Origin of the sequence: Parazoarcus communis (assembly GCF_003111645.1) — a bacterium.
GTDB classification, from domain to species: Bacteria; Pseudomonadota; Gammaproteobacteria; order Burkholderiales; family Rhodocyclaceae; genus Parazoarcus; species Parazoarcus communis_A.
The window spans coordinates 4,529,662-4,556,207 of record NZ_CP022187.1 but is presented as its reverse complement, the minus strand read 5'-3'; the positions used below and the strand labels follow the sequence as shown (position 1 = coordinate 4,556,207).

Annotated in this window: 28 protein-coding genes and 1 other RNA gene; 21 read left to right on the top strand and 8 right to left on the bottom strand. The window is 62.3% G+C overall.

Annotated features, from left to right (window positions below):
• Positions 1-29: 29 nt before the first annotated feature.
• Entirely contained in the window at positions 30-1,127 is a 1,098-nt protein-coding gene (hemH, locus tag CEW83_RS20860) for a ferrochelatase (RefSeq protein ID WP_108951080.1), read from the top strand.
• Positions 1,127-1,516: a phage holin family protein gene (locus CEW83_RS20855; protein WP_108951079.1), complete on the top strand. Its 390-nt coding sequence runs from the start codon at positions 1,127-1,129 to the stop codon at positions 1,514-1,516. The genes hemH and CEW83_RS20855 overlap by 1 nt, the downstream gene beginning before the upstream one ends.
• A gap of 66 nt (positions 1,517-1,582) precedes the next feature.
• Here the strand turns inward: CEW83_RS20855 and CEW83_RS20850 are convergent, their stop codons facing one another.
• Positions 1,583-2,947, bottom strand: a complete 1,365-nt coding sequence (locus CEW83_RS20850; RefSeq protein WP_108951078.1) for a serine/threonine-protein kinase — start codon at positions 2,945-2,947, stop codon at positions 1,583-1,585.
• A gap of 526 nt (positions 2,948-3,473) precedes the next feature.
• Here CEW83_RS20850 and CEW83_RS20845 point away from each other — a divergent pair.
• The 12 genes from CEW83_RS20845 (at position 3,474) to ribD (ending at position 16,290) form a co-directional block, all read left to right on the top strand.
• A complete protein-coding gene (locus CEW83_RS20845; RefSeq protein ID WP_108951077.1) occupies positions 3,474-4,793 on the top strand; it encodes a TRZ/ATZ family hydrolase in 1,320 nt (439 codons plus the stop codon).
• Between the two features lie 103 nt (positions 4,794-4,896).
• Positions 4,897-5,604: an OmpA family protein gene (locus CEW83_RS20840; protein ID WP_108951076.1), complete on the top strand. Its 708-nt coding sequence runs from the start codon at positions 4,897-4,899 to the stop codon at positions 5,602-5,604.
• A 117-nt stretch (positions 5,605-5,721) separates the two neighbouring features.
• Positions 5,722-6,426 (top strand): bifunctional 2-polyprenyl-6-hydroxyphenol methylase/3-demethylubiquinol 3-O-methyltransferase UbiG, encoded by a 705-nt coding sequence (gene ubiG, locus CEW83_RS20835; RefSeq protein ID WP_108951075.1) that lies wholly within the window; start codon positions 5,722-5,724, stop codon positions 6,424-6,426.
• Between the two features lie 87 nt (positions 6,427-6,513).
• Positions 6,514-6,890, top strand: a transfer-messenger RNA (tmRNA) gene (gene ssrA, locus CEW83_RS20830).
• Positions 6,891-7,239: 349 nt separating this feature from the next.
• A complete protein-coding gene (locus CEW83_RS20825) occupies positions 7,240-8,934 on the top strand; it encodes a cation:proton antiporter (protein ID WP_108951074.1) in 1,695 nt (564 codons plus the stop codon).
• A gap of 196 nt (positions 8,935-9,130) precedes the next feature.
• Complete coding sequence (locus CEW83_RS20820) at positions 9,131-10,213, top strand: TRAP transporter substrate-binding protein (RefSeq protein WP_108951073.1); 1,083 nt, start codon at positions 9,131-9,133, stop codon at positions 10,211-10,213.
• 146 nt (positions 10,214-10,359) lie between these two features.
• Positions 10,360-10,944, top strand: a complete 585-nt coding sequence (locus CEW83_RS20815) for a TRAP transporter small permease subunit (protein ID WP_108951072.1) — start codon at positions 10,360-10,362, stop codon at positions 10,942-10,944.
• Entirely contained in the window at positions 10,941-12,623 is a 1,683-nt protein-coding gene (locus CEW83_RS20810; protein WP_108951071.1) for a TRAP transporter large permease, read from the top strand. The genes CEW83_RS20815 and CEW83_RS20810 overlap by 4 nt, the downstream gene beginning before the upstream one ends.
• Before the next feature lie 10 nt (positions 12,624-12,633).
• A complete protein-coding gene (locus CEW83_RS20805; RefSeq protein ID WP_108951070.1) occupies positions 12,634-13,281 on the top strand; it encodes a histidine phosphatase family protein in 648 nt (215 codons plus the stop codon).
• Between the two features lie 101 nt (positions 13,282-13,382).
• Positions 13,383-14,633 carry a serine hydroxymethyltransferase gene (gene glyA, locus CEW83_RS20800; RefSeq protein WP_108951069.1) on the top strand — a complete coding sequence of 417 codons (1,251 nt, stop codon included), beginning with the start codon at positions 13,383-13,385 and terminating at the stop codon, positions 14,631-14,633.
• 72 nt (positions 14,634-14,705) lie between these two features.
• Positions 14,706-15,218 (top strand): transcriptional regulator NrdR, encoded by a 513-nt coding sequence (gene nrdR / locus CEW83_RS20795; protein ID WP_108951068.1) that lies wholly within the window; start codon positions 14,706-14,708, stop codon positions 15,216-15,218.
• The gene (gene ribD, locus CEW83_RS20790; RefSeq protein ID WP_108951067.1) at positions 15,199-16,290 is read left to right on the top strand and encodes a bifunctional diaminohydroxyphosphoribosylaminopyrimidine deaminase/5-amino-6-(5-phosphoribosylamino)uracil reductase RibD; all 1,092 of its coding nucleotides are present in this window, start codon (positions 15,199-15,201) and stop codon (positions 16,288-16,290) included. The genes nrdR and ribD overlap by 20 nt, the downstream gene beginning before the upstream one ends.
• A gap of 6 nt (positions 16,291-16,296) precedes the next feature.
• On the opposite strand, the gene CEW83_RS20785 is transcribed toward ribD, so the two are convergent.
• From CEW83_RS20785 to gpmA, 5 genes are all read right to left on the bottom strand, one after another.
• Positions 16,297-17,046 carry a HesA/MoeB/ThiF family protein gene (locus tag CEW83_RS20785; protein ID WP_108951066.1) on the bottom strand — a complete coding sequence of 250 codons (750 nt, stop codon included), beginning with the start codon at positions 17,044-17,046 and terminating at the stop codon, positions 16,297-16,299.
• 62 nt (positions 17,047-17,108) lie between these two features.
• Positions 17,109-17,558 (bottom strand): hypothetical protein, encoded by a 450-nt coding sequence (locus CEW83_RS20780; protein ID WP_108951065.1) that lies wholly within the window; start codon positions 17,556-17,558, stop codon positions 17,109-17,111.
• Between the two features lie 16 nt (positions 17,559-17,574).
• Positions 17,575-18,960: a S41 family peptidase gene (locus CEW83_RS20775; RefSeq protein ID WP_108951064.1), complete on the bottom strand. Its 1,386-nt coding sequence runs from the start codon at positions 18,958-18,960 to the stop codon at positions 17,575-17,577.
• Between the two features lie 57 nt (positions 18,961-19,017).
• Positions 19,018-20,376 (bottom strand): murein hydrolase activator EnvC family protein, encoded by a 1,359-nt coding sequence (locus tag CEW83_RS20770; protein ID WP_332871095.1) that lies wholly within the window; start codon positions 20,374-20,376, stop codon positions 19,018-19,020.
• A 10-nt stretch (positions 20,377-20,386) separates the two neighbouring features.
• Positions 20,387-21,136, bottom strand: coding sequence for a 2,3-diphosphoglycerate-dependent phosphoglycerate mutase (gene gpmA / locus CEW83_RS20765; RefSeq protein WP_108951063.1), 750 nt, complete (start codon positions 21,134-21,136; stop codon positions 20,387-20,389).
• A 126-nt stretch (positions 21,137-21,262) separates the two neighbouring features.
• On the opposite strand from gpmA, the gene CEW83_RS20760 reads away from it, so the two are divergent.
• The 6 genes from CEW83_RS20760 to CEW83_RS20735 are packed head-to-tail and all read left to right on the top strand — an operon-like array spanning position 21,263 to position 24,246.
• A complete protein-coding gene (locus tag CEW83_RS20760) occupies positions 21,263-21,598 on the top strand; it encodes an ArsR/SmtB family transcription factor (RefSeq protein ID WP_108951062.1) in 336 nt (111 codons plus the stop codon).
• Between the two features lie 21 nt (positions 21,599-21,619).
• Positions 21,620-22,036 (top strand): rhodanese-like domain-containing protein, encoded by a 417-nt coding sequence (locus tag CEW83_RS20755; RefSeq protein WP_108951061.1) that lies wholly within the window; start codon positions 21,620-21,622, stop codon positions 22,034-22,036.
• A gap of 2 nt (positions 22,037-22,038) precedes the next feature.
• Positions 22,039-22,308, top strand: coding sequence for a glutaredoxin 3 (gene grxC, locus CEW83_RS20750; RefSeq protein ID WP_108951060.1), 270 nt, complete (start codon positions 22,039-22,041; stop codon positions 22,306-22,308).
• Positions 22,309-22,341: 33 nt separating this feature from the next.
• The gene (secB, locus tag CEW83_RS20745; RefSeq protein WP_108951059.1) at positions 22,342-22,800 is read left to right on the top strand and encodes a protein-export chaperone SecB; all 459 of its coding nucleotides are present in this window, start codon (positions 22,342-22,344) and stop codon (positions 22,798-22,800) included.
• 10 nt (positions 22,801-22,810) lie between these two features.
• Entirely contained in the window at positions 22,811-23,257 is a 447-nt protein-coding gene (locus CEW83_RS20740; protein ID WP_108951058.1) for an SH3 domain-containing protein, read from the top strand.
• A gap of 5 nt (positions 23,258-23,262) precedes the next feature.
• Positions 23,263-24,246: an NAD(P)H-dependent glycerol-3-phosphate dehydrogenase gene (locus CEW83_RS20735; RefSeq protein WP_199915174.1), complete on the top strand. Its 984-nt coding sequence runs from the start codon at positions 23,263-23,265 to the stop codon at positions 24,244-24,246.
• Positions 24,247-24,291: 45 nt separating this feature from the next.
• Here CEW83_RS20735 and CEW83_RS20730 read toward each other — a convergent pair whose 3' ends face one another.
• Both CEW83_RS20730 and CEW83_RS20725 read right to left on the bottom strand, forming a co-directional pair.
• Positions 24,292-24,756 carry a tRNA (cytidine(34)-2'-O)-methyltransferase gene (locus CEW83_RS20730; RefSeq protein WP_108951056.1) on the bottom strand — a complete coding sequence of 155 codons (465 nt, stop codon included), beginning with the start codon at positions 24,754-24,756 and terminating at the stop codon, positions 24,292-24,294.
• Between the two features lie 35 nt (positions 24,757-24,791).
• Positions 24,792-25,496, bottom strand: coding sequence for a ComF family protein (locus CEW83_RS20725; RefSeq protein WP_234418941.1), 705 nt, complete (start codon positions 25,494-25,496; stop codon positions 24,792-24,794).
• A gap of 58 nt (positions 25,497-25,554) precedes the next feature.
• Here CEW83_RS20725 and bioB point away from each other — a divergent pair, with 58 nt between their 5' ends.
• On the top strand, positions 25,555-26,544 hold the full coding sequence (gene bioB, locus CEW83_RS20720) for a biotin synthase BioB (protein WP_108951054.1): 990 nt from the start codon (positions 25,555-25,557) through the stop codon (positions 26,542-26,544).
• The last annotated feature ends 2 nt before the right edge of the window (positions 26,545-26,546 follow it).

Genomic DNA, 26,546 nt, shown 5'->3' with positions numbered 1-26,546 from the left:
CTGCTGCCTCACCTGACTGAAGGAAGAACATGGCCCGCTACTGGCCCGAGCCCGACTACAAACACGGCACCCCCGCACGCAAAGGCGTGCTGCTGGTCAATCTCGGCACGCCCGAAGCGCCGACCGCGCAAGCCCTGCGTCCCTACCTGAAGCAGTTCCTGTCCGACCCCCGCGTGGTGGAGATCCCGCGTGCGCTGTGGTGGATCATCCTCAACGGCATCATCCTCAACACGCGCCCGGCCAAGTCCGCGGCCAAGTATGCAAGCGTGTGGATGGATGCCGGCTCGCCGCTCAAGGTCCATACCGAACGCCAGGCCAAGCTGCTCGACGGCTACCTCAACGCGGCCACGGGAGGCGACGTCGAGGTGGCGTGGGCAATGCGCTACGGCGCCCCGTCAATTCCGGATGCGCTGCAGGAGCTGCGTGCGCGCAATTGCACCCGCATTCTCGTCGTACCGCTGTATCCGCAGTTTGCCGGCAGCACCACCGCCAGCGTGATGGACGAGGTCGCCCGTTGCATGCTGCACTGGCGCAACCTGCCCGAAATCCGCTATGTGCGAAGCTTCCAGGACGATCCGGGCTACATCGCCGCGATCGCCCAGAGCGTGCGCGAAAACTGGGTCAAGCACGGTGAGCCCGATCGGCTGCTGATGAGCTTTCACGGCGTTCCCCGGCGCACACTCGATCTTGGCGACCCGTATCACTGCGAATGCCACAAGACCGCGCGCCTGGTGGCCGAATCTCTCGACTTCCCGGCTGAGCGGATTCTGGTCACCTTCCAGTCGCGATTCGGCAAGGCCGAGTGGCTCAAGCCCTATACCCAGCCCACGCTCGAGAAACTCGCGCGCGAGGGGGTCAAGCGGGTGGACGTCATCTGCCCCGGCTTCGTTTCCGACTGCCTGGAAACGCTCGAGGAAATTGCCATCGAGTGCAAGGAGGCCTTTCTCACGCACGGCGGCAGCACCTTCCACTACATCCCCTGCCTCAATGAGCGCCACGACTGGATTACGGCACTCACCGACCTCACCCGCTGCCATCTTGGCAACTGGCTCGACACCACCACGGATACGCCGGAGTCACTTGCCGCCGCGCGCCAGCATGCGCTCGACCTGGGAGCAAAACAGTAATGACGCCCGGTCTGCGCCTGCTGCTGCGCTGGGCCCTGAACGCCGTGGCCCTGCTGATCATCCCCGAGATCGTCTCCGGCATCGCGGTCGAGAGCTACGTCTCGGCGCTGGCTGCAGCCCTGCTGCTCGGGCTGATCAATGCCCTGATCCGCCCCATCCTGATCCTGATCACCCTGCCCATCACCCTGCTCACGCTGGGTCTGTTCACGCTGGTGATCAACGCACTCCTGTTCTGGGGCGTCTCGGGTCTGGTCGGCGGCCTGCAGGTGAGCGACTTTGGAAACGCCTTCTGGGGCGCGCTGCTCTACAGCGTGCTGACCTGGCTCGTCAATCTTGCGGTTGGCGACCCTGAACGCAAGGTGCGCGTCGTCGTCAATCGCCAGCGCTGAGATCACGCGTTGGCGCTGAGCGCGCGCACGAACTGATCGTGCGCGCGGACGCGACGCGGTGAACGGTCAGTCCTCGACCAGTTGCAGATCGAGCCCGCCGGTGGCGGTGTAGTCACCACGGACCGCGGGCTCGCCGTCCTGCGCCGCGACCCGGGCGATATCCGCGAGGCGCCTGACCACAACGGTCGACACCTGGCGCCTGAACAACTCCTGCACCTCGTCTGTCGCCAGCGCCAGCGCGGGCGGATTGATTTCGAGATAAGTCAGCGGCTCGAGCGAGACCGAGGTCATCATGTGACGATGCTCAAGATGATCGAGCCAGGCCTGCTCGCCGAAAACCTCGCCCGGCCCGAGCGTCAGCACCCTGCGCCCGTCAATCGACACCTCGACCTGACCCGACAGCACGATGGCGAAACGCTGGTCGGCGTCGCCCTCTCGCATCAGCGTCACATGCTCGTCGACCTTGCGCCATGAGCAGATGCGCAAGACCTCCCACAACTCGATATCATCGAACTCGGTGAAGAAGGCCAGCTTGCGCAACATCGTGAACCGGCTCGTATCGGGCGGCACGCACTTGTCGTCGACGATCTTGTAGCGAACTGCGGCGAGATCCTTGGCAAACTCGGCACCGTTCTTGTAGCGGGAGTAGAGGTCTTTCTCGAGCGCCTTGCGGATGACCGCATCCATCTGCTCGGGAATCTCGGGATTGAGCTGAGAAACCGAGGGCTGGTCTGCGTTGATGATCTTGTAGATCAGCTGCGCCGGGTTGGCTGCGCGGAACGGCAGGCGGCCGGTGAGCAGATGGAACAGCACCACGCCGAGCGAATAGAGATCGGTCTTCTGGTTGAGCGGATAGCTCTTGATCTGCTCCGGACTCATGTAGGCCGGCGACCCTACGCCCATGATGAAGGTGGAGTCGGTCTCGATCTTCTTGCTGATGTTCAGCGCCAGCCCGAAGTCGGTGATCTTCACGTTGTCGTTGTCGTCGATCAGGATGTTGGCGGGCTTGATGTCACGATGGACGATTCCCTGCCGATAGGCATGATCGAGCGCCATGCAGCACTTGAAGATGATGCCGATCACGCGGTGGATCGGGAGCAGCTTTTCGAAACTGCAGTAGCGCTCAAGGGTGTAGCCGGGGAAGTACTCCATCACCACGTAGGCTTGGTCCGCCTCGACCACCGCCTCGAAAATGCGAATGATGTTAGGGTGGTCCAGGCGCTTGGACACCGCACCCTCGGCTTTCAGCAGCTTCAGCAGACGGCGGTTCCACTTCGCGACGTCTCGCGCCTTGTCGTCAAACTTGACGTGCTTGAGCGCGATCTGCTCGGGGTAATGCGGATTCTCGGCGAGGTAGACAACAGCCGTCGCACCGCGACCCAGCTCGCGAACGATTCGGTACTTCCCGACTCTTTCGGGCATTGTTCCCATGGCATCAGGGTGGCGCGCAGGGCGCCCCGCAACAGGTCTGTTTCGATATGTTGATTGTGTCACGATACCCGGCTGCAGAGAATCACCATTGCGCGCACCTGACCGTGTGGCACTGCCGCGAATCAATATTGTTCGCCGCGCGCAGGGTGTGCTTAAATCGACCGACAGCATTGAGACGCTCACAACCCTGCGGGAGGGCACATCGTGCACACGTTCAACACGCCTGCCCGTGCCGGCGCCCCCCAGGCAGCAGTGCCCGGGAACGCACTGACGCCTCGCCCGTTACCGCACCGTTACCGAACAGCGAGTGGGCAAGCGCATCAGCAGAATTGAAACCATTGGTTACAGCACACCGGATGCTCATCCTCACCCCCCGTGCCGACACGCACCGCCCGACCAATCGGCCCGAAGGGCTCGAGCCTCGGCGTCGCATCGCCGTCAACACTGCAACCGGTGCCGGACCGTCCGTGTCCGCAGCACACCCGCCCCCCGCTGTGTGCGGGACCTGTCTTACCGGAGCATCAATTTGAGCGAATCCGTCGACCAACTCATCCATGCCCGCTGGGTGATCCCGGTATCACCGGCCGATACCGTGTTCGAGCATTACAGCGTCGCGATCCGTGCAGGCGCCATCGTCGATGTGCTTGCGCAATCCGAAGCCCGCTCGCGCTACCGCGCCGCCGAGGTCGTCGAACTCGGTGAGCACGCCCTGATTCCCGGCCTGGTCAACCTTCACGCCCACGCCGCCATGAACCTGATGCGGGGAATGGGCGACGACCTGCCCCTGATGCGCTGGCTGCAGGAAACCATCTGGCCCGCCGAAGGCAAGCATGTCTCACCCGCCTTCGTTCGCGACGGCACGCTGCTGGCTGCACGAGAGATGCTGCGTGGGGGCATCACGACCTGCAATGACATGTACTTCTACCCGGAAGCCGCGGCACGGGCGTTTGACGAAGCCGGCATGCGCGCGGTGGTCGGCATCATCATGCTGGATTTTCCGACGCCGTACGCGAGCGACGCGGACGACTACCTGCGCAAGGGCTTGCGCACCAGAGACCAGTGGCGCGACGCGCCCTTGCTCGGTTTTTCCGTAGCACCGCACGCGCCCTACACCGTCTCCGACGCAAGCTTCGAGCGCGTCGCCAGCCTTGCCGCCGAACTCGATCTGCCGATCCACATTCATGTTCACGAAACGGCGACCGAGATCAGCGACGGACTGGCCGCCCACGGCGTACGTCCGCTGGCCCGCCTCGAACGCCTGGGGCTGCTCGGCCCCAACCTGATTGCCGTGCATGCCGTACATCTCGACGAAACCGACCTCGCGCGCCTCGCGCATCACGGCTGCAGCGTCGCGCACTGCCCCACGTCGAACATGAAACTCGGCAGCGGCATTGCCCCGCTGTCCAGCCTGGTACAACGCGGCATCAACATCGGTCTCGGCACCGACGGCGCAGCCAGCAACAACCGCCTCGACATATTTCAGGAGATGCGCCATGCAGCCCTCCTCGCCAAGGCGGTCAATTGCGACGCGAGCGTCATTCCCGCACATCGCGCATTGCACATGGCCACGCTCGGTGGCGCTCAGGCGCTTGGGCTGGAAAACAACATCGGCTCGATCACGCCGGGCAAGCGCGCAGACCTCTGTGCCGTCTCGCTCTCAGGCCCATTGATGCAACCATGCTTTGACCCCGTTTCCCACCTCGTTTATGTTTGTGACCGCGATCAGGTATCGCACGTATGGGTCGATGGAACGCTGCGTGTGAAGGACGGCACGGCACTGTTGCGAATTAGCGACAAAGAATTGCTCGAAATCACAACGGTATGGCAAACTAAACTCGTTAATTGAACAAAATAACGATTCAGTTCAATCCAACGCAAGACGGCAAAGCGACCGTTTTCGCTCAGTTGCAGCGGCTCGAATAGTCTCTCGCCCTTCTCAAGAGGAAACCATGATCAAACAAACCAAGAATCAGATGCTCATGCTGGCCGCCATCGCTTCGATCGGCCTGTCCGCAACCAGCGCTTTCGCAGCGGACGTTGTTGTTGATGGCAAGGGCGAAACCCCCTATGTGATCGACGGTCGCAACGTCGTCGCTCGCAGCGGCTACGACCTGTGCTGGCGCACCGGCTACTGGACCCCGGCCGCGGCAGGTACCGCGATGGCTGGCGAGTTCCCCGCCGGTTGTGCATGTGATAGCGACATCGTGCCGAAAGACAAGTGCGTGAAGATGGCTGCCGCTCCGGCACCCACCCCCGCCGCACCGATGCCGAAGCCGACCGCTGAGAAGATCAAGCTGTCCGCTGACGCACTGTTCGACTTCGACAAGGCTGTCCTGAAGAGCGACGGCATGGCCAAGCTCGACGAACTGGCCTCCAAGTCCAAGGCCGTCAAGCTTGAAGTGATCCTGGCCGTCGGTCACACCGACCGTCTGGGTTCCGACGCCTACAACCAGAAGCTGTCCGAGCGTCGCGCTGCCGCCGTCAAGACCTACCTGGTTTCGAAGGGTGTTGAAGCCAACCGTGTTTACACCGAAGGCAAGGGCGAGAAGCAGCCCGTGACCGGCGACAAGTGCAACACCGTCAAGAACCGCAAGGCTCTGATCGAGTGTCTGCAGCCGGATCGTCGCGTTGAAGTCGAAGTGATCGGCTCCAAGTAATTCGACTGCTGTCGTTCAGAAAGCCCTGCTTCGGCGGGGCTTTTTCTTTTTATGGACACAGCGAACGCTTTTCGGCAACGTCGGTCCTTACTGCCGTGCACGTTTAAGGCTCTCACCATGACCACGCTTAACGCAGACCCAGCAGAACTGCAGAAATTCAGCGATCTGGCCCACCGCTGGTGGGACCCCGCCTCCGAATTCAAACCCTTGCATGAGATCAATCCGCTTCGACTGAACTGGATCGACGACATTGCCAGCCTTGCAGGCAAGGACGTCCTCGACATCGGCTGTGGTGGCGGCATCCTGTCCGAAGGCATGGCGTCGCTTGGTGCCACGGTAACCGGCATCGACCTGTCTGAAAAGGCGCTTGGCGTTGCCCGCCTCCACCTTTTCGAGAGCGGACAGAAAGTCGATTACCGACTGGTCAGCGCCGAAGCGTTTGCGGAAGAAAGCCCTGCCCGGTTCGACGTCGTGACCTGCATGGAGATGCTGGAACACGTGCCAGATCCGGCAAGCACGATTGCCGCCTGCGCAAAGCTGGTCAAGCCCGGCGGCCATGTCTTCTTCTCAACCCTCAATCGCAACCTGAAGGCTTACGCCCTGGCCATCATTGGCGCAGAGTACCTGCTCAAGCTTCTGCCGCGTGGCACGCACGAGTACGCGAAGTTCATCAAACCTTCGGAGCTGAGCCGTTACAGCCGGAACGCCGGGCTCACCCCCCAGACACTCACAGGAATGAACTACAACCCTCTGACCAAGGTCTATGCACTCGGACGGAACACGGATGTCAATTACCTGCTCCATACCCGGCGCGAAACCTGAGCACGCAGGGCAAAGCAGGCCCGTGATACACTGAGCACTTGAAATATCACCAAGACGCCCCATCTTGGTATGGCTTCACCGATCATTGGGGCCGACCTGGCTTCGACGTGGGTCGCGAAGCAGCGCAGTGCATACCGAGGACCAGTCACCTCGTAAATCCATCTGGGAAACTATAAACGCCAACGACGAGCGTTTCGCTCTAGCCGCTTAATCCCGGTTAGCGCTGCACCGACAGGTCTCTGGGTCGGGTGGTAAGGTGAAAGCCAAGCCGCTGCAGTGTCATTTACAGAGAATCGCGAGTTGCGCCGGGTTACTTGGTTCGACAGCTAAAGGTAAGGTAACTCGCCTCTGACCGGCCTGCCGACCGGCTAAGTCAGGGGTTAAATCCAAATAGGGCGGATAAGTATGTAGATCTGTCTGTAGAGGACTTGCGGACGGGGGTTCGATTCCCCCCGGCTCCACCAAATTGAAGCCCCGACTGTTATCAGTCGGGGCTTTTTCTTTTCCGCACAGCTCGGCAACCGTCTTGCGGCAAAGGACTGGACACAGACTGACCATTCCGCCCGTTCGTCGCCAGCAATCGCTGCGAAACCTGATTGACGGGGGCGCCCCTGCGTGGCACAAAGGTGGCATCTTGCACCGTCGCAGTCATCCCGGATGGGTGCGGGCTGCCATACTCACGGCCCTTGATGGCGGGCCTGTTCAAACCCGGCGGCACTCGGTCCTTTGCGTTCAGCACCGGGGACCAGACTCGACGCCAGGCACGAACGCTCGCCCCCAGGATTCAAAACCCGCGAATGACGGAGTTGACGCATGCATACCGTTTTCTCGGAATTCGCACTGCTTCTGATGATGTCCGCCGCTGCAGGCGCGTTTTCGCTCTGGCTGCGCCAGCCGGTACTCATTGCCTACATTGTCATCGGCATCGTCGTCGGCCCCGCCGTGCTGGGCATTGTCACCGCGCACGACCAGATTGACCTGCTGGCGCAGGTTGGCGTCGCGATGCTGCTCTTCGTCGTTGGCCTCAAGCTCGACCTGAAGCATATCCGCCATATTGGCCCGGTTGCACTCGCCACCGGCCTGGGCCAGCTCGCCTTCACCATCGTGATTGGTTTTCTCATCGTCCTTGCGATGGGCAAGGGCTGGATCGAAGCGCTGTATATCGCTGTTGCGCTGACCTTCTCCAGCACCATCATCATCGTCAAGCTCCTGTCCGACAAGCACGAGATCGACTCCCTGCACGGACGCATCGCAGTCGGCTTCCTGATCGTGCAGGATCTCGCCGTCGTGATCGCAATGATGGTGATGAGCGCCCTGCGCGGTGACGCCGGCGAAGGCTCGCTGCTATCCCTTGCCGGGTCGCTCGGACTGCGGATCGGCATTGCCGTCGCCGGGCTGTATCTGCTGATGCGCTTCGTCCTGCCGAGGGTCGTCGCCCGCATGGCGCAATCGCAGGAGTTGCTGCTGATTTTTGCCGTTGCCTGGGGCACGGGGCTCGCGGCACTTGGTGAGTGGGCCGGCTTTTCCAAGGAAGCGGGCGCCTTTCTTGCCGGCTTCTCGCTTGCCTCGACGCATTATCGTAACGCCATCAACGCACGGCTGACCGGGATCCGCGACTTCCTGCTGCTGTTCTTTTTCATCGACCTCGGCTCGAAGCTTGATTTCTCCACGCTCGGCAACGAACTGTGGCCAGCGCTGACGCTGTCCCTGTTCGTGCTGATCGGCAACCCTCTGATCGTCATGGCCATCATGGGCTATATGGGATACCGGAAGCGTACGGGCTTCCTGTGCGGACTGACGGTGGCCCAGATCAGTGAGTTCTCGATCATCTTCGTTGCCATGGGCATCTCCCTCGGACATCTCGACAAGAGCGCACTCGGATTGACCACGCTTGTCGGCCTGATCACCATTGCCCTGTCGACCTACGCGATTCTCTACTCCCACCCGCTCTACGAGAAACTTGCAGCCTGGCTCGGTGTATTTGAACGAAAGCGCCCCTTCCGCGAACTGGCGGTCGCGACAGAGCGGCATGACCTCGACATGGCAGACGTGATCGTGGTCGGCCTCGGGCGTTACGGCAGCCGGCTGGCGCTCTGCCTCCAGGCAGCCGAACTCAAGGTGCTCGGCGTCGAATACGACCCGGAGGCGGTGCGCAAGCTGCGGCGACGCGGTCTGCCGGTGCGATACGGAGACTGCACCACCAGCGAGTTCATCGAAAGCCTTCCGGTCAGGGACACACGCTGGATTGTCAGCACCTTACCGGACATGGCCTCAAACCACGATCTGCTGGACGGCCTGCGGGCGCATCATTTCGCCGGAGGCGTGGCGATCGTTGCCCGCGATGACTTCGACGATGCTGCGCTGAAAACGCACGGCGCGACGACGATCCTGTATCCGATGCGCAACGCCGTCGACTATGCAGTTGACGCACTGACGGCACTCATCCACCCGAATGACAAGGCCACGCCGGAGATCGAGAGGACAGCGTCGAGGCCGGGGACTGATTGACGTGCCGCGCAAGTCGTCACCAAACCCGCCAGGAAGCACTGCCGGCACGACAAGTTTTCACTAAAACAACGACTTCAGCCGCATGAATACAACTAAAGTGGCACCCCGGTTAGGGTTTTCCGCGGTTTTCCGGCGCGCGCCAATCCATATAATCAGCGCAGCAATTGCTAAAACAGAAAGATACAAAGGAGATAACGTGGAACGTCGTAAATTCCTGAAGGGTGCAGGTCTCGCTGGCGTACTTGCGGCTGGCACCGCACCGGCGATCGTAAACGCACAACAACAGATCCGCTGGCGTCTTGCGTCAAGCTTCCCGAAGTCGCTCGATACGATTTACGGCGCCGCTGAGACGTTCTCCAAGAACGTTGCGGAAGCAACGGGTGGAAAGTTCCAGATCTCGGTTCACGCCGCCGGCGAGCTCGTCCCGGCCTTCGGTGTGGTCGACGCAATTCAGCAGGGCGCCATCGATGCAGCCCACACTGCTCCGTATTATTTCTTCGGCAAGAACGAAGCGTTTGCGTTCGACTGCGCGATTCCGTTCGGCATGAACTCGCGCCAGCAGACGGCGTGGATGTACGAAGGCAACGGCATGAAGCTGTTGCGCGAGTTCTACGCGCAGTTCAGCGTCGTCAACTTCCCGATGGGCAACACCGGCGCGCAGATGGGTGGCTGGTATCGCAAGCCCATCAAATCGCCCGCCGACATCAACGGTCTCAAGATGCGTATCGGCGGCTTCGGCGGTCGCGTGCTGGGCAAGATGGGCGGCGTGTCGCAGAACATCCCGGGCGGCGAGATTTATCAGTCACTCGAGAAAGGGACCATCGATGCAACCGAATGGGTCGGCCCGTATGACGACCTGAAGCTCGGCTTTCACAAGGTTGCTCCCTACTACTACTACCCGGGCTGGTGGGAGGGTGGCGCTCAGCTGTCCCTGTACATCAACGACAAGCAGTGGGGCGCACTGTCGAACGAGTACAAGGCCATTGTTCGCCAGGCTGCGTCCGATGCTCACGTTGTCATGCAGGCCCGCTACGATGCGCGCAACCCGAACGCCCTGAAGCAGCTGATTGCGGAAGGCGCCAAACTCGACCGCTTCCCGAAGTCGGTCATGGACGCCGCGTTCAAGGCCCGCAACGAGGTGTACAAAGAACTGAACGACACCAACCCGGACTGGAAGAAGATTTACGGCGACTACGCGAAATTCCTCGCCGATTCCTACCAGTGGGCGCCGATCGCCGATGGTAGCTACGACCAGTACATGTCGGCACAGAAACTGTAACAGCTGTTCACGCACGGCCGGTGCCTGCCGGCCGTGCAAACGTGCTGGCAAGACATCGCCAGCACAATCTTTCCAGCCGCCCTTCTGAGCAGAGCACAGGAGTACACCGGCTCAATCAGCACCTTCGGGGCAAAGCCGACTTTCTCATGGGTATCCTTCTAAAACTCTCCGGCCTGATAGACGGCCTGACCCGGCTGATCGGGAAATCCATCATCTGGCTGATCCTCGCTGCAGCAGTCATCAGCGCCCTGAATGCCATTGCGCGCAAGGCCTTCAACGTTGGCTCGAACTCGTTTCTCGAGATCCAGTGGTATCTGTTCTCGGCCGTTTTCATGTTCGGCGCCGGATATACCTTCCTGCAGAACGCACACGTGCGCATCGACGCGGTTGCCAACAACTTCTCCAAGCGCACCCGCACATTCATCGACATTGGCGGCATCCTGATTTTTCTGCTGCCGCTGTGCTACTTCATGATCGATTTTTCCTGGCCCATCGTTGAGGCCGCCTACACCTCGGGTGAGGTGTCCTCGAACTCCGGCGGCCTGATCCGCTGGCCGGTGTACATCATGGTACCGATCGGTTTCGGGCTGCTTGCGCTGCAGGCAGTCTCCGAGCTCATCAAGCGGTTTGGCTACCTCGCGGGCAAGGCACCGGATCCGACCCTGCATGGCGGACATGGTGACACCCCGACGGAACAACACGAAACCGACGCAGCAAAGGCCACGCAATGATCGAGTTCTTTTCCGCCAATGCCGCGCCAGTGATGTTCGGCGCGGTCATTTTCTTCCTGCTGTCGGGCTTCCCGGTCGCATTTGCGCTTGCAGCCTGCGGCCTTTTCTTCGGCTTTGTCGGCATTGAAGCCGGCTTGCTGCCCTCGTCACTGTTTCAGGCGCTTCCGCTGCGTGTGTTCGGCATCATGCAGAACGACACGCTGCTGGCAATTCCCTTCTTCACCCTGATGGGGTTGATCCTCGAACGAAGTGGCATGGCCGAGGACTTGCTCGACACCGTCGGGCAGGTGTTCGGCCCGGTCCGCGGCGGCCTCGCGCTTGCCGTGATCTTCGTCGGTGCCCTGCTTGCAGCCACCACGGGCGTGGTGGCTGCTTCCGTCATCTCAATGGGCCTGATCTCCTTGCCGATCATGCTGCGCTACGGTTACAGCCGTGAAATCGCCTGCGGTGCGATCACCGCCTCCGGCACCCTGGCCCAGGCGATTCCGCCCTCTCTCGTGCTCATCGTGATGGCCGACCAGCTCGGACGCAGCGTCGGCGACATGTACAAGGGCGCCTTCCTGCCGGCCTTCCTGCTTGTTGCGCTTTACGCGATTTTCATTATCGGCCTTGCAATCTTCAAGCCGAAACTGGTGCCGGCCCTGCCGCCCGAAGCGCTGACCCACCGCGAGCCAGACGGCACTTCCGGCCTGCGCTCGCTGCTTGTCTTTGCCGTTGTCACCACGGCCATTTCGACGCTGTTCGGCATGAACTACGCCAACATCCTGAGCGCCATGAATGGCACCGAAGCAAAGCCTGCGCTCGACGAGATCATCGTCATGGCAATGTCCGCGGGCACCATTTTCGCGCTGGCCGCTGCAAGCATCAGCCGCGCGCTGAAGCTCGGACTGCTGTCGCGCATCTGTCAGCGTGTGGTGTTCGTCCTGATTCCGCCGCTTGCACTGATCTTCCTGGTGCTTGGTACGATTTTCCTCGGTGTTGCAACACCCACGGAAGGTGGCGCAATGGGCGCGGTCGGCGCCATCCTGCTCGCAGCCGTGCGCAAGCGACTGGACCTGAAGACGCTCACGCAGGCACTCGAGTCCACGACCCGTCTGTCGTGCTTCGTGCTCTTCATCCTGATTGGTTCGACGATTTTCAGCTTCACGTTTACGGCAGTCGATGGCCAGCACTGGGTGGAGCACCTGTTTGACAAGCTGCCGGGCGGCCAGATCGGCTTCCTGATCTTCGTGAACATGGTCATCTTCGGCCTGGGCTTCTTCCTCGACTTCTTCGAGATCGCCTTTATCCTCCTCCCGCTTCTCGCACCGGTTGCAGACAAGCTCGGCATCGACCTGATCTGGTTTGGTGTGATGATCGCGATTAACATGCAGACGTCGTTCCTGACGCCACCATTCGGTTTCGCACTGTTCTATCTGCGCAGCGTCGCGCCGGTCAGCGCCTTCCTCGACCGGGTGACGGGCAAGCGAATCGAACCGGTCAAGACCACCCAGATCTATCGTGGTTCGGTACCGTTTGTTCTGATCCAGATCTTCGTTCTGGCCTTGATCATCATCTTCCCGGAACTTGTTACCGGAAGCCTGGATGCCGAAGTGAAGGTGGATCTGGACACCATCGAGATCGAAGCACCGACCTCAGGCGGCGGCTGGGGGGCGCCGGCGGAATCTGGCGGATGGTAAGATCGGGCGGATGGAAAACCCACTCACCCGACTCTGCATTGTTCGTCACGGAGAAACCACCTGGAACGCCGAAAGGCGTCTCCAGGGGCATCTCGACATTGAACTGAACGAAAACGGCATCGCCCAGGCTCAGGCCACGGGCCGTGCCCTTTCGGACCAGCGCTTCGCGGCCGCCTACAGCAGCGACTTGCAGCGCGCCCGACGCACTGCGGCATGCATCTGGCCCGGCCCCGAAGACCGTATCAACACCCACCCGGGACTGCGCGAACGCCACTACGGGCATTTCCAGGGCCTGACTTACGAGCAAGCCCAAACCCGTTTCCCTGCTGACTACGCCCGTTTCCTGAGCCGCGACGCCGGCTTTGCCTTCGAGGATGGAGGCGAAAGCCTTACCGCCTTCGCTGCGCGCATTGCCGCAGCCCTGCTCGAAATCGTCGAGCGCCACCCCGGCGAACAGATTCTGATCGTGACGCATGGCGGCGTGCTCGACATCATTCACCGCCTGAGCACGGGAAAGTCGCTCGACTCGCCGCGCGATTTCACCATCCCGAATGCCGCGCTGAACTGGATCACCCACCACGACGGCCGCTGGCAACTGGTCAGCTGGGGAGACCAGTCCCACCTTGGCAGCGCACTCGACGAGCTCTCCAACGCCTGAGTCTGTGCGAAACAAACATGTTGCGGCGCACGCGGCTCGACATACGCCCTCGCCTCGCGTGTTAATATCCGCCTTTATCACAACCCTGCCGAGTCCGTTCCATGTTTTCTTCCCAAGATACCCTCGCCAAGGTCGATCCCGAGCTGTGGGCCGCCGTGCAGGCGGAAAACCGCCGCCAGGAAGACCACATCGAATTGATTGCCTCCGAGAACTACGTCTCATACCCGGTCATGGAAGCCCAGGGCTCCCAGCTGACCAACAAGTATGCTGAAGGTTATCCGGGCAAGCGTTACTACGGCGGTTGCGAGCACGTCGACGTGGCAGAGCAACTCGCCATCGAACGTGTAAAGAAACTCTTTGGTGCCGATGCCGCCAACGTGCAGCCCAACTCGGGCTCGCAGGCAAACCAGGCCGTGCTGCTGGCCTTTGCCAAGCCGGGCGACACCATCATGGGCATGAGCCTGTCCGAAGGCGGCCACCTCACCCACGGCATGCCGCTGAACATGTCGGGCAAGTGGTTCAACGTCGTGGCCTACGGCCTGAACGAGAAGGAAGAAATCGACTACGACAAGATGGAAGCGCTGGCACGCGAGCACAAGCCGCGCATCCTCATCGCCGGCGCCTCCGCCTACTCGCTGCGCATCGATTTCGAGCGCTTCGCCAAGGTTGCAAAGGAAATCGGCGCGATCTTCTGGGTCGACATGGCGCACTACGCCGGCCTGATCGCCGCTGGCTACTACCCGAACCCGGTGCCCCACGCCGACGTCGTCACCTCGACCACGCACAAGACGCTGCGCGGCCCGCGCGGCGGCATCATCCTGATGAAGGCCGAGCACGAAAAGGCGATCAACTCCGCCATCTTCCCCGGTCTGCAAGGCGGCCCGCTGATGCACGTCATCGCTGGCAAGGCAGTTGCCTTCAAGGAAGCCGCATCGCCCAAGTTCCGGAATTACCAGGAACAGGTAATTGCCAACGCCCGCGTGATGGCGCGCGTGCTCGGCGAAGAGCGCGGACTGCGCATTGTCTCCGGCCGCACCGAGAGCCATGTCTTCCTGGTTGACCTGCGCTCGATGAAGATCACCGGAAAGGCCGCCGAAGCCGTACTCGGCAGTGCGCACATCACGGTCAACAAGAACTCGATCCCGAATGACCCGGAGAAGCCCTTCGTGACCTCCGGCATCCGTATCGGCTCGCCGGCGATGACCACCCGTGGCTTCACCGAGATCGAAGCCGAGCAGATCGCCCACCTGATCGCAGACGTACTCGCAGCGCCTGAAGACGCCGCGGTGATTGATGGCGTGCGCAGCAAGGTGTCGGCGCTGTGTGCGAAGTTCCCGGTCTACGGCCAGTAAGCACTTGACGCACGAGCGGCCCGCTGCTGGTTTCAGCGCGGGTCGCCCGAGCGGACTGCCTGCGCCCACGCGATGAAATGCCCCTTCTGCGGTGACCCCAATACCCAGGTCACCGACACGCGCGAGAACGACGACGGCGACGTCGTGCGCCGCCGTAGACGCTGCATGCACTGCGACAAGCGCTTTACGACCTATGAGCGCATCGACCTCAAGATGCCGCACATCGTCAAACGCAACGGCAGTCGCACCGATTTCGACCATGCGAAACTATCCGGCAGCATGAAGCTCTCGCTGCGCAAGCGCCCGGTCACCACCGAAGCGCTCGAGGCCGCAGTCGACCGAATCGAGGCACGCCTGCTGTCGATGGGCGAGAACGAAGTAGCGAGCGAAAAGATCGGCGAACTGGTGATGAAGGAGCTCAAGAAGCTCGACAAGGTCGCCTATATCCGCTTCGCATCGGTGTATCGCAACTTTGCCGACGTGGATGAATTTTCCGAAGTGATTCGCGAAGTGCAGCCGCGTTCCAAGCGCGCGCGGGGCAGCGCAACACCTGCGGATCCCGAGAATGACCTTTTCGGCAGCTGACCACGAGGCAATGGCCCGGGCCCTCGCCCTGGCCACCAATGGCCTTGAAAGCACGACCCCCAATCCTCGGGTAGGCTGCGTGATCGTGCGTGACGGCATGACCGTGGGCGAAGGCTGGCACCGGCGTGCCGGCGAGCCTCATGCCGAAATCAACGCCCTGCAGCAGGCTGGCGATGCCGCCCGCGGTGCGACTGCCTACGTGACCCTTGAACCCTGCTCCCACTTCGGTCGCACCCCTCCGTGCGCGGACGCGCTGATCGCGGCCGGGGTGTCCCGCGTTGTGGCGGCAATGGAAGACCCGAATCCGCTGGTTGGCGGGCGCGGCATGGAACGACTGCGGGCCAGCGGCATACAGACCGCGCACGGACTGCTCGAGAACGAAGCCCGGGAACTCAACATCGGCTTCGTCTCGCGCATGACCCGCGGCCGCCCCTGGCTGCGCCTCAAGGCAGCCAGCAGCCTCGACGGCAAGACCGCGCTCAACAACGGCGTCAGCCAGTGGATCACCGGCGCGGCGGCCCGTGCCGACGGTCATCGCTGGCGCGCTCGCGCATGCGCGATCCTGACCGGAATCGGCACGGTCAAGGCAGATGATCCCCAGCTGACCGTGCGAGCCGTGCCCTGCGAACGCCAGCCCTTGCGGGTGCTGATCGACGCCCGGCTCGACGTCTCGCCCACGGCACGCATCCTGCAGGGCGACCCGATCGTGATTGCCACTGCCAGCGAAGACCGTGACAGGCACGCATCCCTGGCAGGCGCCGGGCACCGCCTGCTGGTCCTACCGAACGCGGGCGGCAAGGTCGACCTGCCTGCATTGATGAACGAGCTTGGCCGGCTCGGCCTGAACGAAATCCACGCGGAAGCCGGCCTGAAACTCAATGGCTCGCTGCTGCGCGAAGGCTGCGTCGATGAGCTCCTGCTCTATCTGGCGCCGATTCTGGTTGGCGACGCGGCCCAGGGCCTGTTCAATCTGGCTGAGCTGACCCGCCTGGATGAGGCGGTAAGCCTCGATATCCGCGATCTGCGCCAGATTGGCGACGATCTGCGCCTGATCGCACGTCCCCGTCGCTGATCGCGCCTAGCGCGCCCCGCACACCGCGCAACCGGGATCACGCCCGAGCGACACGCTGCGCCACTCCATTCCGAGGCCGTCCAGCAGCAGCAGACGACCATCGAGCGAGGTTCCGCAGCCAGCGATCAGCTTGAGCGCCTCGGCCGCCTGGGTGGAGCCGATAATGCCCACCAGCGGCGCAAATACCCCCATCACCGCACAGCGGACCTCTTCGAGCGATTCGCCTTCCGGGAACAGGCAGTGATAGCAGGCACTCTCGGCATTGCGCAGATCGAACACCGACACCTGACCGTCAAAGCGGATTGCCGCGCCCGACACCAGGGGCTTGCGATGCTTGACGCAGGCCCGATTGACGGCATGACGGGTCGCGAAGTTATCGCAACAATCGAGCACGACATCAGCCGCAGCAATTTGCGCGTCGAGCGCATCGCCCTCAAGGCGGAACGGCAGGATCTCGACCTGGGCAAGGGGGTTGAGGCGGTGCAGCGTATCGCGTCCGGACTCGACCTTGAGCCGCCCTACGCCCTCGGCGCTATGCAGGATCTGGCGCTGCAGGTTGGTCAGATCCACTGTATCGCCATCTGCAAGCACCAGCGTGCCGACACCGGCCGCGGCAAGATACATCGCAGCGGGCGACCCCAGGCCACCAGCCCCGATCACGAGGACACGCGCGCCGAGAATGGCCTCCTGACCTTCGACACCGATTTCCGGAAGCAGGATATGCCGGCTGTAGCGCAGTAGCTGATCGTCATTCATGGCTGAGCACACAAGAAAAAGGGCCGCACATGGCAGCCCGCACGATGGATAGGAAAACGCCCTTACTTGTACTCACGCAAGTCAGGGGGCGTTTCGTCGTGATCACCATGCGCATGGTGATCCCAGGCCTGGATGTAGACCTCGTTGGACTTCTTCAGCAGGCGTTCGGGTGAGACCAGGTTGTGACGCTGGGTTTCCTCACAGAAATAGACCAGTGCCCGCACGAGCTTCGAATACAGCGTGTTGTCCAGCGCGAAACCGGCCTCGCGCAACGCTTCTTCGAGTGACTCCAAGCTGTAGTCGAGGACTGAATAACGCACAACCAGTGCGTATTCTCCAACCCCCTCCTCGACCTCCAGCCCCTTCAGCATGCTCAGCGCCCGGAGTGCCTGCTCTACCTGGCCTGGCGGCAGCTTCTTGAAGCGCAGCTCACGGTGCTTCTCCATCCCCGACCCGGCAACGGGATGGTCGTGACGCCTGCCGGCAAGCTTGTAGGCGGTTTCACGTCGCATCACAACCCTCCCTGTCTCATGGATTATTTTTATTCTGGACGATCTGGAGGCCCTTGAGAAGATTGATCGCCTGGCCAAGCTGATAGTCGTCCTTGCCGGCCTGCTCGAAACGCGCAGCCTGAGCGGCCTCGTCCTCATCAGCACCCTGCGCATCCTGCGCCTCGCGCGCTTTGCGCTCGGCCTCCGGATCACGATCGTTGCCGAGATGACCGTCGAGGTCGGCTTCGCGAATCCGCTTGGCCGAGCCGTTGGTGGACTCTTCGACCACGATATCGGGCTCGATACCCTTGGCCTGGATGGACCGACCACTCGGCGTGTAGTAACGCGCCGTGGTGAGCTTGATCGCCGTCGTATTGTTCAGCGGCAGGATGGTCTGCACCGAGCCCTTGCCAAAGCTCTGGGTTCCCATGATCACGGCACGCTTGTGGTCCTGCAGCGCACCCGCAACGATCTCCGACGCAGAGGCCGAGCCACCGTTGACCAGCACCACCATGGGCACATCGCGCGCCCACTTCGGCAGCGCGCGCAGGAAGTCGTCCCGCGAACCGCGCAGGTAGTCGTCGCTCGATGCACGGAACTCGCGCTTGGCATCCTCTGTACGTCCGTCGGTCGACACCACCAGGGTATTGACCGGCAGGAAAGCCGCCGCCACACCGACCGCACCGTGAAGCAGGCCGCCCGGATCGTTGCGCAGATCGAGCACCAGCCCCTTGAGTTCGCCATCCTTGGCCAGCTTCTGCAGGTGCGTCACGACCGAACTCGCTGTGTTCTCCTGGAACTGCGCGACCCGCAGGTAACCATAGCCGGGCTCGACGACCTTCGACTTGACGCTCTGGACCTTGATCACTTCGCGCGTGAGGGTGACGATGACCGGCCTGACTTCGCCCTTGCGCATGATGGTCAGAGTGATGTCGGTCTTGGGCTTGCCGCGCATGCGCTTGACCGCATCGTTAAGGCTCATGCCCTTCACCGGCGTATCGTCGAGTTTGACGATCAGGTCCCCCGCCTTCACGCCTGCGCGGAAAGCCGGTGTGTCCTCGATGGGCGACACCACCTTGACGAAGCCGTCTTCCATCCCGACTTCGATGCCCAGGCCGCCAAACTCACCCTGAGTTCCCACCTGCAGATCCTTGAACGCCTCTGCGTCGAGGTAGGCCGAATGCGGATCGAGCCCGCTCAGCATTCCGCTGATCGCATGCGTGACCAGCTTCTTGTCATCGACCGGCTCGACATAGCCCTGCTTGATGGCATTGAAGACATCGGCGAACGCACGCAGCTCCTCGACGGGAAGCGGCGCCAGCGCGGTCTTGTCGGCATTGGCGGAGAAGTTCAGGCTGATCATCACACCGGCGACGACGCCGGTCATTACGAGCCCGAATTGTTTCAACTTGCTGCTGGGCATGAGCACTCCATCGGGGAATATGCCAGCGCGACCCCTCGGCCGCGCCTGAATCTGAATCTAGTTAAGCCGCACCCACTGCAGGGGGTCGAGTGCCCGTCCCTGATGACGGACTTCGAAGTATAAACCCGATTCCGGGCCGCCTCCGCTCACCCCCACACTGGCAATCGCATCGCCGCCAGCCACGTTGTCACCGACGACTTTGAGCAATGCATCGTTGTTGCCATACACGGAAAGATAGTCTCCGCCGTGGTCAAGAATCAGCAGATTGCCGTAGCCACGCAACCAGTCGGAAAACACCACCTCGCCGGCCGCAACTGCGCGCACTTCAGCACCGCTGGCTGCACGGATGAAAACGCCCTTCCAGGTCGTTCCACCCTCAGCCCTTTGAGCACCGAAGCGTCCGATGAGTTCGCCACGAACAGGAAAGCGCAGCTGACCGCGCAACTGGCCGAAGCTGACACCTGTGGGCGTGGGGCCGGCCGACTTGCGCACTTCGCCGACGACCGGCTCGGAATGACGTGAAGAGGACGCCGTCGGGCGCGACGGACGCCGCTCGGATGAGGATGAAGATGAAGATGCAGCCTGTTGTTGCTCCGCCGCGGCCGCAGCGGCAGCCGCCCTGCGGGCCTCGGCCGCGCGCGCCGCGGCCTGACGTGCAGCCGCTTCGCGGGCGCGCTGCGCCAGGGTTTCGATCAGGCGCGACAGACGCTGCTCGTCGGCCTTGAGCGCACTCACCTCCTTGCGTTGCGAGGTGAGCTGACTCGCAATCTCGGCAAGTGCTTCGCGACGCTTCTCATGCACCGCCTTGAGCGATGCCTGCTGCGCACGCTGCTCGGCTTCAAGCTGCGTCAGGCGGTCGCGACGGGATGCAATCTCGACTGCACGCTCGGCCTTGTTACGCAGGTCGCTGCGCAAACCATCAATGAGTTCGAGGCGTGCGCGCCCCAGATACTCGAGATAGTGCGCGTCACGCGCGAGCTGATTGGGGTCGCGTGCCGACAGCAGCGGCGCAACGCCATCGGCAGCACCGAACATGTAGTGCCGCCGCAGCCATTCCGCGAGCTCGCCCTGGCGCGCACCGATGCGGGCCTCGACCTCGCGCTGCTCGGCCTCGAGCATCGCGAGCTTCTTCTCGGAGGAAGCGCGCTCCGCGGCCAGACGACGGACATCGCGCTCCGCCTTCGACACGGCCCGCTCGGCTTCAGCAAGCGCCGTGGCCGCGCCCGAACGGGTGGCCTCCGTCTGAGCCATGTCCTTCTGCAGATCGCGGATCCGCTGCTTGAGGTCGTCCAGGTCGGAACGCTTCTCCTTGATCTCGACCGTCGCCTGCGCAAGCGCGCTCCCGGGCAGGAGCATGCCTGCCAGCATCAGCACCAGAACGCCCCGCAGGGCGGCACGACCACACGCGTTTGTCACGAGAGAGGTTTCAGACCTTTGCCTTGCCCTGTCCGGCAACCGCAGCCTGAGCGGCGCGGATGGTGTCTTCGTCGGCAAGGTAGTAGCTCTTGACCGGCTTCAGATTGACGTCGAGCTCGTACACCAGCGGCTGCGCGGTGGGGATGTTGAGGCCGACGATATCTGCATCGGAGATGTTGTCGAGGTACTTGATCAGCGCGCGCAGGCTGTTGCCGTGGGCGGCGACCAGGATGCGGCGTCCGGCGAGAATCTGCGGCACGATCACGGTTTCCCAGTAGGGCACGACGCGGGCCACGGTGTCCTGCAGACATTCGGTACGGGGGAAGCGCGCACGCGGCAGCGACGCATACCGGGGATCGTCGTAGTTCAGGCGCGCATCGCCCTCTTCCAGCGGTGCCGGAGGCGTATCGTAGGAGCGGCGCCATACCAGCACCTGCTCGTCGCCGTACTGGGCCGCAGTCTCGGCCTTGTTCAGCCCCTGCAGCGCGCCGTAGTGGCGCTCGTTCAGGCGCCATGAATGCTCGACCGGCAGCCACAGCGAATCGAGCTCTTCGAGCACGATGTTGAGCGTCTTGTTCGCGCGTTTGAGCACGGAGGTGAATGCGAGATCGAAAGCGTATCCCTCATCCTTCAGCAACTGGCCCGCAACGCGTGCTTCTCCCACCCCTTGCTCGGTGAGATCGACATCGGTCCACCCGGTAAAGCGGTTTTCCTTGTTCCAGGTTGATTCACCATGTCGAAGCAGAACGATTTTGTACATAGAAAGTCGGTGTCCGGTAAGGGTTGAAAACTGCAATACAGATACACTGCTGGCACGACACAGAGATGGCGCGCTAGACAACAACGCGTTATTTTATACTATTGGTTTTGCCCATCCGGCCCTCAAGTGATTAATCAAGACATCTTCGAGCTGATCGACAAGCATGAACACATCGAAACGGCTGCCCGGGCGCTGAAAGCGATCGCGCATCCGTTGCGGCTCAAGATTCTGTGCATCCTCGGCAGCGAAGAGGTGTGCGTACAGGACATCGTCGAGGCCGTGGGCACTTCCCAGAGCAACATTTCGCAGCACCTCGCCATCCTGCGCGACAAGGGTGTCCTGCAAACCCGCAAGGACGCCAATCGCGTCTATTACCGCGTGGGCGACCAGCGCACGCTGCAGTTGATCGTGCTCATGCGCGAAGTCTTCTGTGGCGTCGCCCCCACGCAATCCAACAAGTAACAACTCCGGAGCAACGATTTCGTGGAATTCCTGCAACAAAACCTGGCCTGGGCCGCACTTGCAGCCGTCTCGGGCGGCTGGCTACTGTTCGACTTCGTTCGTAACCAGGGCAACAAGACCCTGGTCAGCCCGACCGAAGCCACGATGCTGATCAACCGCGAAGACGCCATCGTCGTGGACGTTCGCGATCAGGGCGAGTACGGCAAGGGACATATCCCCAATGCACGTCACCTCCCCATGGCTGAAATTGCCCGTCGTGCATCCGAACTCGACAAGTTCAAGAGCCGTCCGATCATCCTGTGCTGCGCCACCGGCGCACGCTCGGGCTCGGCGCTGGCGACGCTGAAAAAGGCCGGCTTCGAAAAACTGTACAACCTGCGCGGCGGCCTCATCGAATGGGATAAGGCCGGGCAGCCCGTGAGCAAGAAGAGGAAGTGAGCATGCAGCCCGAAGTCCGCATCTATACAAGCAGCTATTGCCCCTTCTGCGCCCGCGCCGAACAGTTGCTGCTCGCACGCGGCGTGACCGACATGATCAGGTTCAACGTGGATGGCGACCCTGCCAAACGTGCCGAGATGATGCAGATCACCGGGCGACGCACGGTTCCGCAAATCTTCATTGGCGACTACCATGTCGGCGGCTGTGACGATCTCTACGCGCTGGATCAGGCGGGATCGCTGGTATCCATGCTCGATGGCAGCACAAGCTGACCCATTAAATTCCAACCGAATCAGGCAACTTACATGACCGAAAACGCGCAACCCGTCTTCTCCATCGAAAAAGTCTACGTCAAGGACCTCTCCCTCGAGGTGCCCAACGCACCGCAGATCTTCCTTGAGCGCGACACGCCCCAGATCAACGTTCAACTTCGCACCGATGGCAATGCAGTCGACGAAGGGCTGTACGAAGTCGTTCTGACCGTGACCGTTGCGGCAAAGATCGGTGAAGACCGTTCGGTATTCCTCGTCGAGGTTGCTCAGGCCGGCGTATTCCAGATCCGCAATATCCCGGAAGGCGATCTCGAGCCCGTCATGATGATCGGCTGCCCGAACATCCTCTTCCCGTACGCCCGCGAAGCCGTCTCCGACGCGGTCACCCGTGCAGGCTTCCAGCCCGTGCTGCTGGCACCGGTCAACTTCGAAGCACTGTACCAGTCCCGTCAGCAGCAACAGGCTCCGGCTGGCGAAGTGCCGGTTCAGTAAGTCGTCGCAAATGCGCTCCCGCCCCCTCAAACTCGCGCTCGCCCTTGCCCTGACGCTGGCGAGTTCCGCCAGCCTCGCCATCGAGTTCCGTTCGGTCGCAGCACCGTCGATTCTGTACGACACGCCGTCGGACAAGGGCAGGAAACTCGCGATCATTCTTGCCGGCACGCCGGTCGAAATGGTCGTGTCGCTCGACAAGTGGGTCAAGGTGCGCGATCCGGCGGGCGGTCTGTCGTGGATAGATCGCCGCGCGCTTGCCGACAAACGGACCGTCATCGTGAACGTGGCGCAGACATCCGTTCGTCAGCAAGCCAATGACACAGCCCCCGCGGCCTTCATCACCGTCAGGGATGCAGTCCTTGAACTCACCGAAGCCCCTGTCGCCGGCTGGATCAAGGTGCGCCATGCGGACGGCGCCAGCGGATACCTCCGTGTAAACGAAGTCTGGGGGCTTTGAATCAGATGCAAATTTCGGTATTCGGCGCCGGAGCCTGGGGAACGGCACTCGCGCAAGCCTTTGCAGACACCCATCAGGTCACCCTGTGGGCGCGCGACGCTGCCCATATCGAAGCCCTGCGGACGGAGCGCGAAAACCGCCGCTATCTGCCCGGACTTCCGCTTCATCCGGAATTGCAGTTGACGAGCGATTTCGACGCGGCGGCACGCAGTGCGGACCTGCACCTGGTCGTCACCCCGTTGTCAGGCCTGCGCAGCACCACGCGCGCCCTGCACCGCCTCAAGCCCGACACGCCGCTGATCTGGGCATGCAAGGGGCTGGAAGCGGGCAGCGCCAGGCTCCCGCACGAAATCGTATTCGAAGAGCTCGGGGCCGATGCGCCCTGCGGCGTACTGACCGGCCCAAGCTTCGCCGCCGAGGTTGCACGCGGACTGCCTGCAGCAGTCACCATCGCCTCTGCCGACCCGGAATTTGCCAGCCACTGGGTGAATAGCCTTCATCAACCCCTGCTGCGCCTTTACGCCAACACCGACGTCATTGGCTGCGAGATCGGCGGCGCCATCAAGAACGTTATGGCCATTGCGTCCGGTGTATCCGACGGCATGGGTTTCGGCCTGAATGCACGGGCAGCCCTGATTACCCGCGGCCTCGCAGAGATCGCACGCCTCGCCGAAGCGCTTGGTGGCAAACCGGAAACCCTGATGGGGCTTGCCGGCATGGGTGACCTCATTCTCACATGTACCGGCGACCTCTCACGCAATCGCCGGGTTGGCCTTGCGCTGGCCGAAGGAAAGACGCTGGATGACATTCTGCGCGATCTGGGCCACGTCGCAGAAGGGGTGTCCACCGCGCGCGAAGTGACGGCCATGGCAGAACGCGTCGGCGTTGACATGCCCATCTGCTCGGCCGTAAACGCCCTCCTGCACGAGGGCCATGTGGCGCGCGAAGTGGTCGAACAACTCCTCGCCCGCGATCCAAAGCACGAATAGGCCCGGCAACGGCGGGCACCTGGTGCGCGCCGTGCGCTGCAGCGCTCAGACTGCGCCCTCGAAGCCGAGCTGGCGCCACCCTTCGTAGACCACCACCGCCACCGCGTTCGACAGGTTGATGCTCCGGTTTGCCGGACGCATCGGAATTCGCAAGCGCTGCCCCGCCGGCACGGAATGCAGCACCTGCTCGGGCAGGCCGCGACTTTCCGGCCCGAACACAAGCACATCTCCCGGCGCATACCCGATGTGATCGTGCCGCACCGTTCCGCGTGTGCTCAGCGCAAAGATCCGCCGCCCGGCAAAGGTCGCCGTGCATGAATCCCAGTCCGGATGAACCGTGACATGCGCGAGATCGTGGTAATCCAGCCCCGCACGCGCAAGCTGCTTGTCGCTCAGATCGAAGCCCAGCGGCTCGACCAGATGCAACCTGGCGCCCGTGTTTGCGGCGAGGCGGATGATATTGCCCGTATTCGGAGGGATCTCGGGCTCGAACAGGACGATGTCGAACATTGCTCGGTAAGAAGTGGCAAAGCGCGCACTCTAGCTCAGAGCGGTGCCGGTGTGCGGGCGACCACCAGGTTTTCGACCCGTACCGCGCCACAGGCCTTGAGGCATCTCGCGACCTCATCCAGCGATGCGCCGGTGGTCATGACGTCATCGACCACCACCACGGCCTTCCCGTCGAGGCGCAGGGAGCACTCGAAGGCCCCCCGCATGTTGGCGGCCCTTTCGGCACGGCCGAGACTCGCCTGAGCCGGCGTGTTGCGCACTCGCGCCAGACCGGCGAGAGCCATCGGCAACCCTGTGGCGCCTGCCAGCGGGCGCGCGATCTCTACCGCCTGATTGAAGCCGCGCTCGGAAAGACGCATGGGATGCAGTGGCATCGGCACGATCAGATCAACCTCCCGGGGCAGCCCGAGTGCGTCGGCAAAGTAGCCCGCCAGCGCGAGCTTGTGCCGGTACTTCAGCGCCTGCACCAGCACATCGAGGGGAAACACATAGTCGAAGGCCACACGCGTGGCGTCGAACGCGGGAGGCGTGCGCAGGCAATGACCGCACACCTCGCCCTCCGTCGTCGGCAGCGCACACACCGGACACGACGCCGCGCGATGAAACGGCAGCCCCGCATGGCACTCGGGGCACACGGGCTGCCCGTCCGAACGCGCACCGCACAGGTAACAATCCTGCGGCATCACCACATCGAGCACATGGTTGAGAAGTTGCTGCAGACTTCGATGGGTATTTGACAAGTTTTCGCGCCGTGAACGAAGATGCCGGGTTACCGGATTACAGCGTGGACCAAGAAGCATGACAAGTACATCGACCATCCAGTTCGCCCGCAAGCCTGCTCCAGCCCTGCCCTCTGACGCGAGATGGAGCGTTGCCGACGTGCAGTCGCTGTTCGACATGCCGTTCATGGACCTCATGTACCGTGCGCAACAGGTCCACCGCGAACACTTTACCGCGGGACAGGTTCAGCGTTCCACCCTGCTGTCGATCAAGACCGGCGGCTGCTCCGAAGACTGTGGATACTGTTCGCAGTCCGCCCGCTACGACACCGGTCTCGAACGCGAACGCCTGATGCCGGTCGAGGAGGTGCTCGAACATGCCCGCGCGGCAAAAGCCAAGGGCTCCTCGCGTTTCTGCATGGGCGCAGCCTGGCGCGGCCCCAAGGACAAGGATCTTGTCCCGGTGCTGGAAATGGTGCGCGAGGTGAAAAAGCTCGGGCTCGAAACCTGCGTCACCCTGGGCATGCTCGGCGAGGGCCAGGCAGCGCAACTCGCGGAGGCCGGGCTCGACTACTACAACCACAACGTGGACACCGCACCCGAGTTCTACGCCGAGGTCATCACCACCCACACGCTTCAGGACCGGCTCGACACCCTCGACAAGGTACGCGGCGCGGGCATCAATGTTTGCTCCGGCGGCATCATCGGCCTCGGAGAGACACAGACCGGTCGCGCAGGACTGATTGCCCAGCTGGCAAACATGAATCCGCCGCCGGAGTCGGTCCCCATCAACAATCTCGTGCAGATTCCGGGCACCCCGCTGGCCGATGGCAGCAAGCTCGACCCCTTCGAGTTCGTCCGCACTGTCGCCGCCGCACGCATTACCATGCCCACCAGCTTCGTGCGCCTGTCTGCTGGCCGCCAGGAAATGAACGACGAGCTTCAGGCCCTGTGCTTCATGGCTGGAGCCAACTCGATCTTCTATGGCGAACGCCTGCTGACCACCGACAACCCCGGCGCCGATCACGACGAACAGCTCTTCGTTCGCCTCGGTCTGCAGGCGATCTGAAG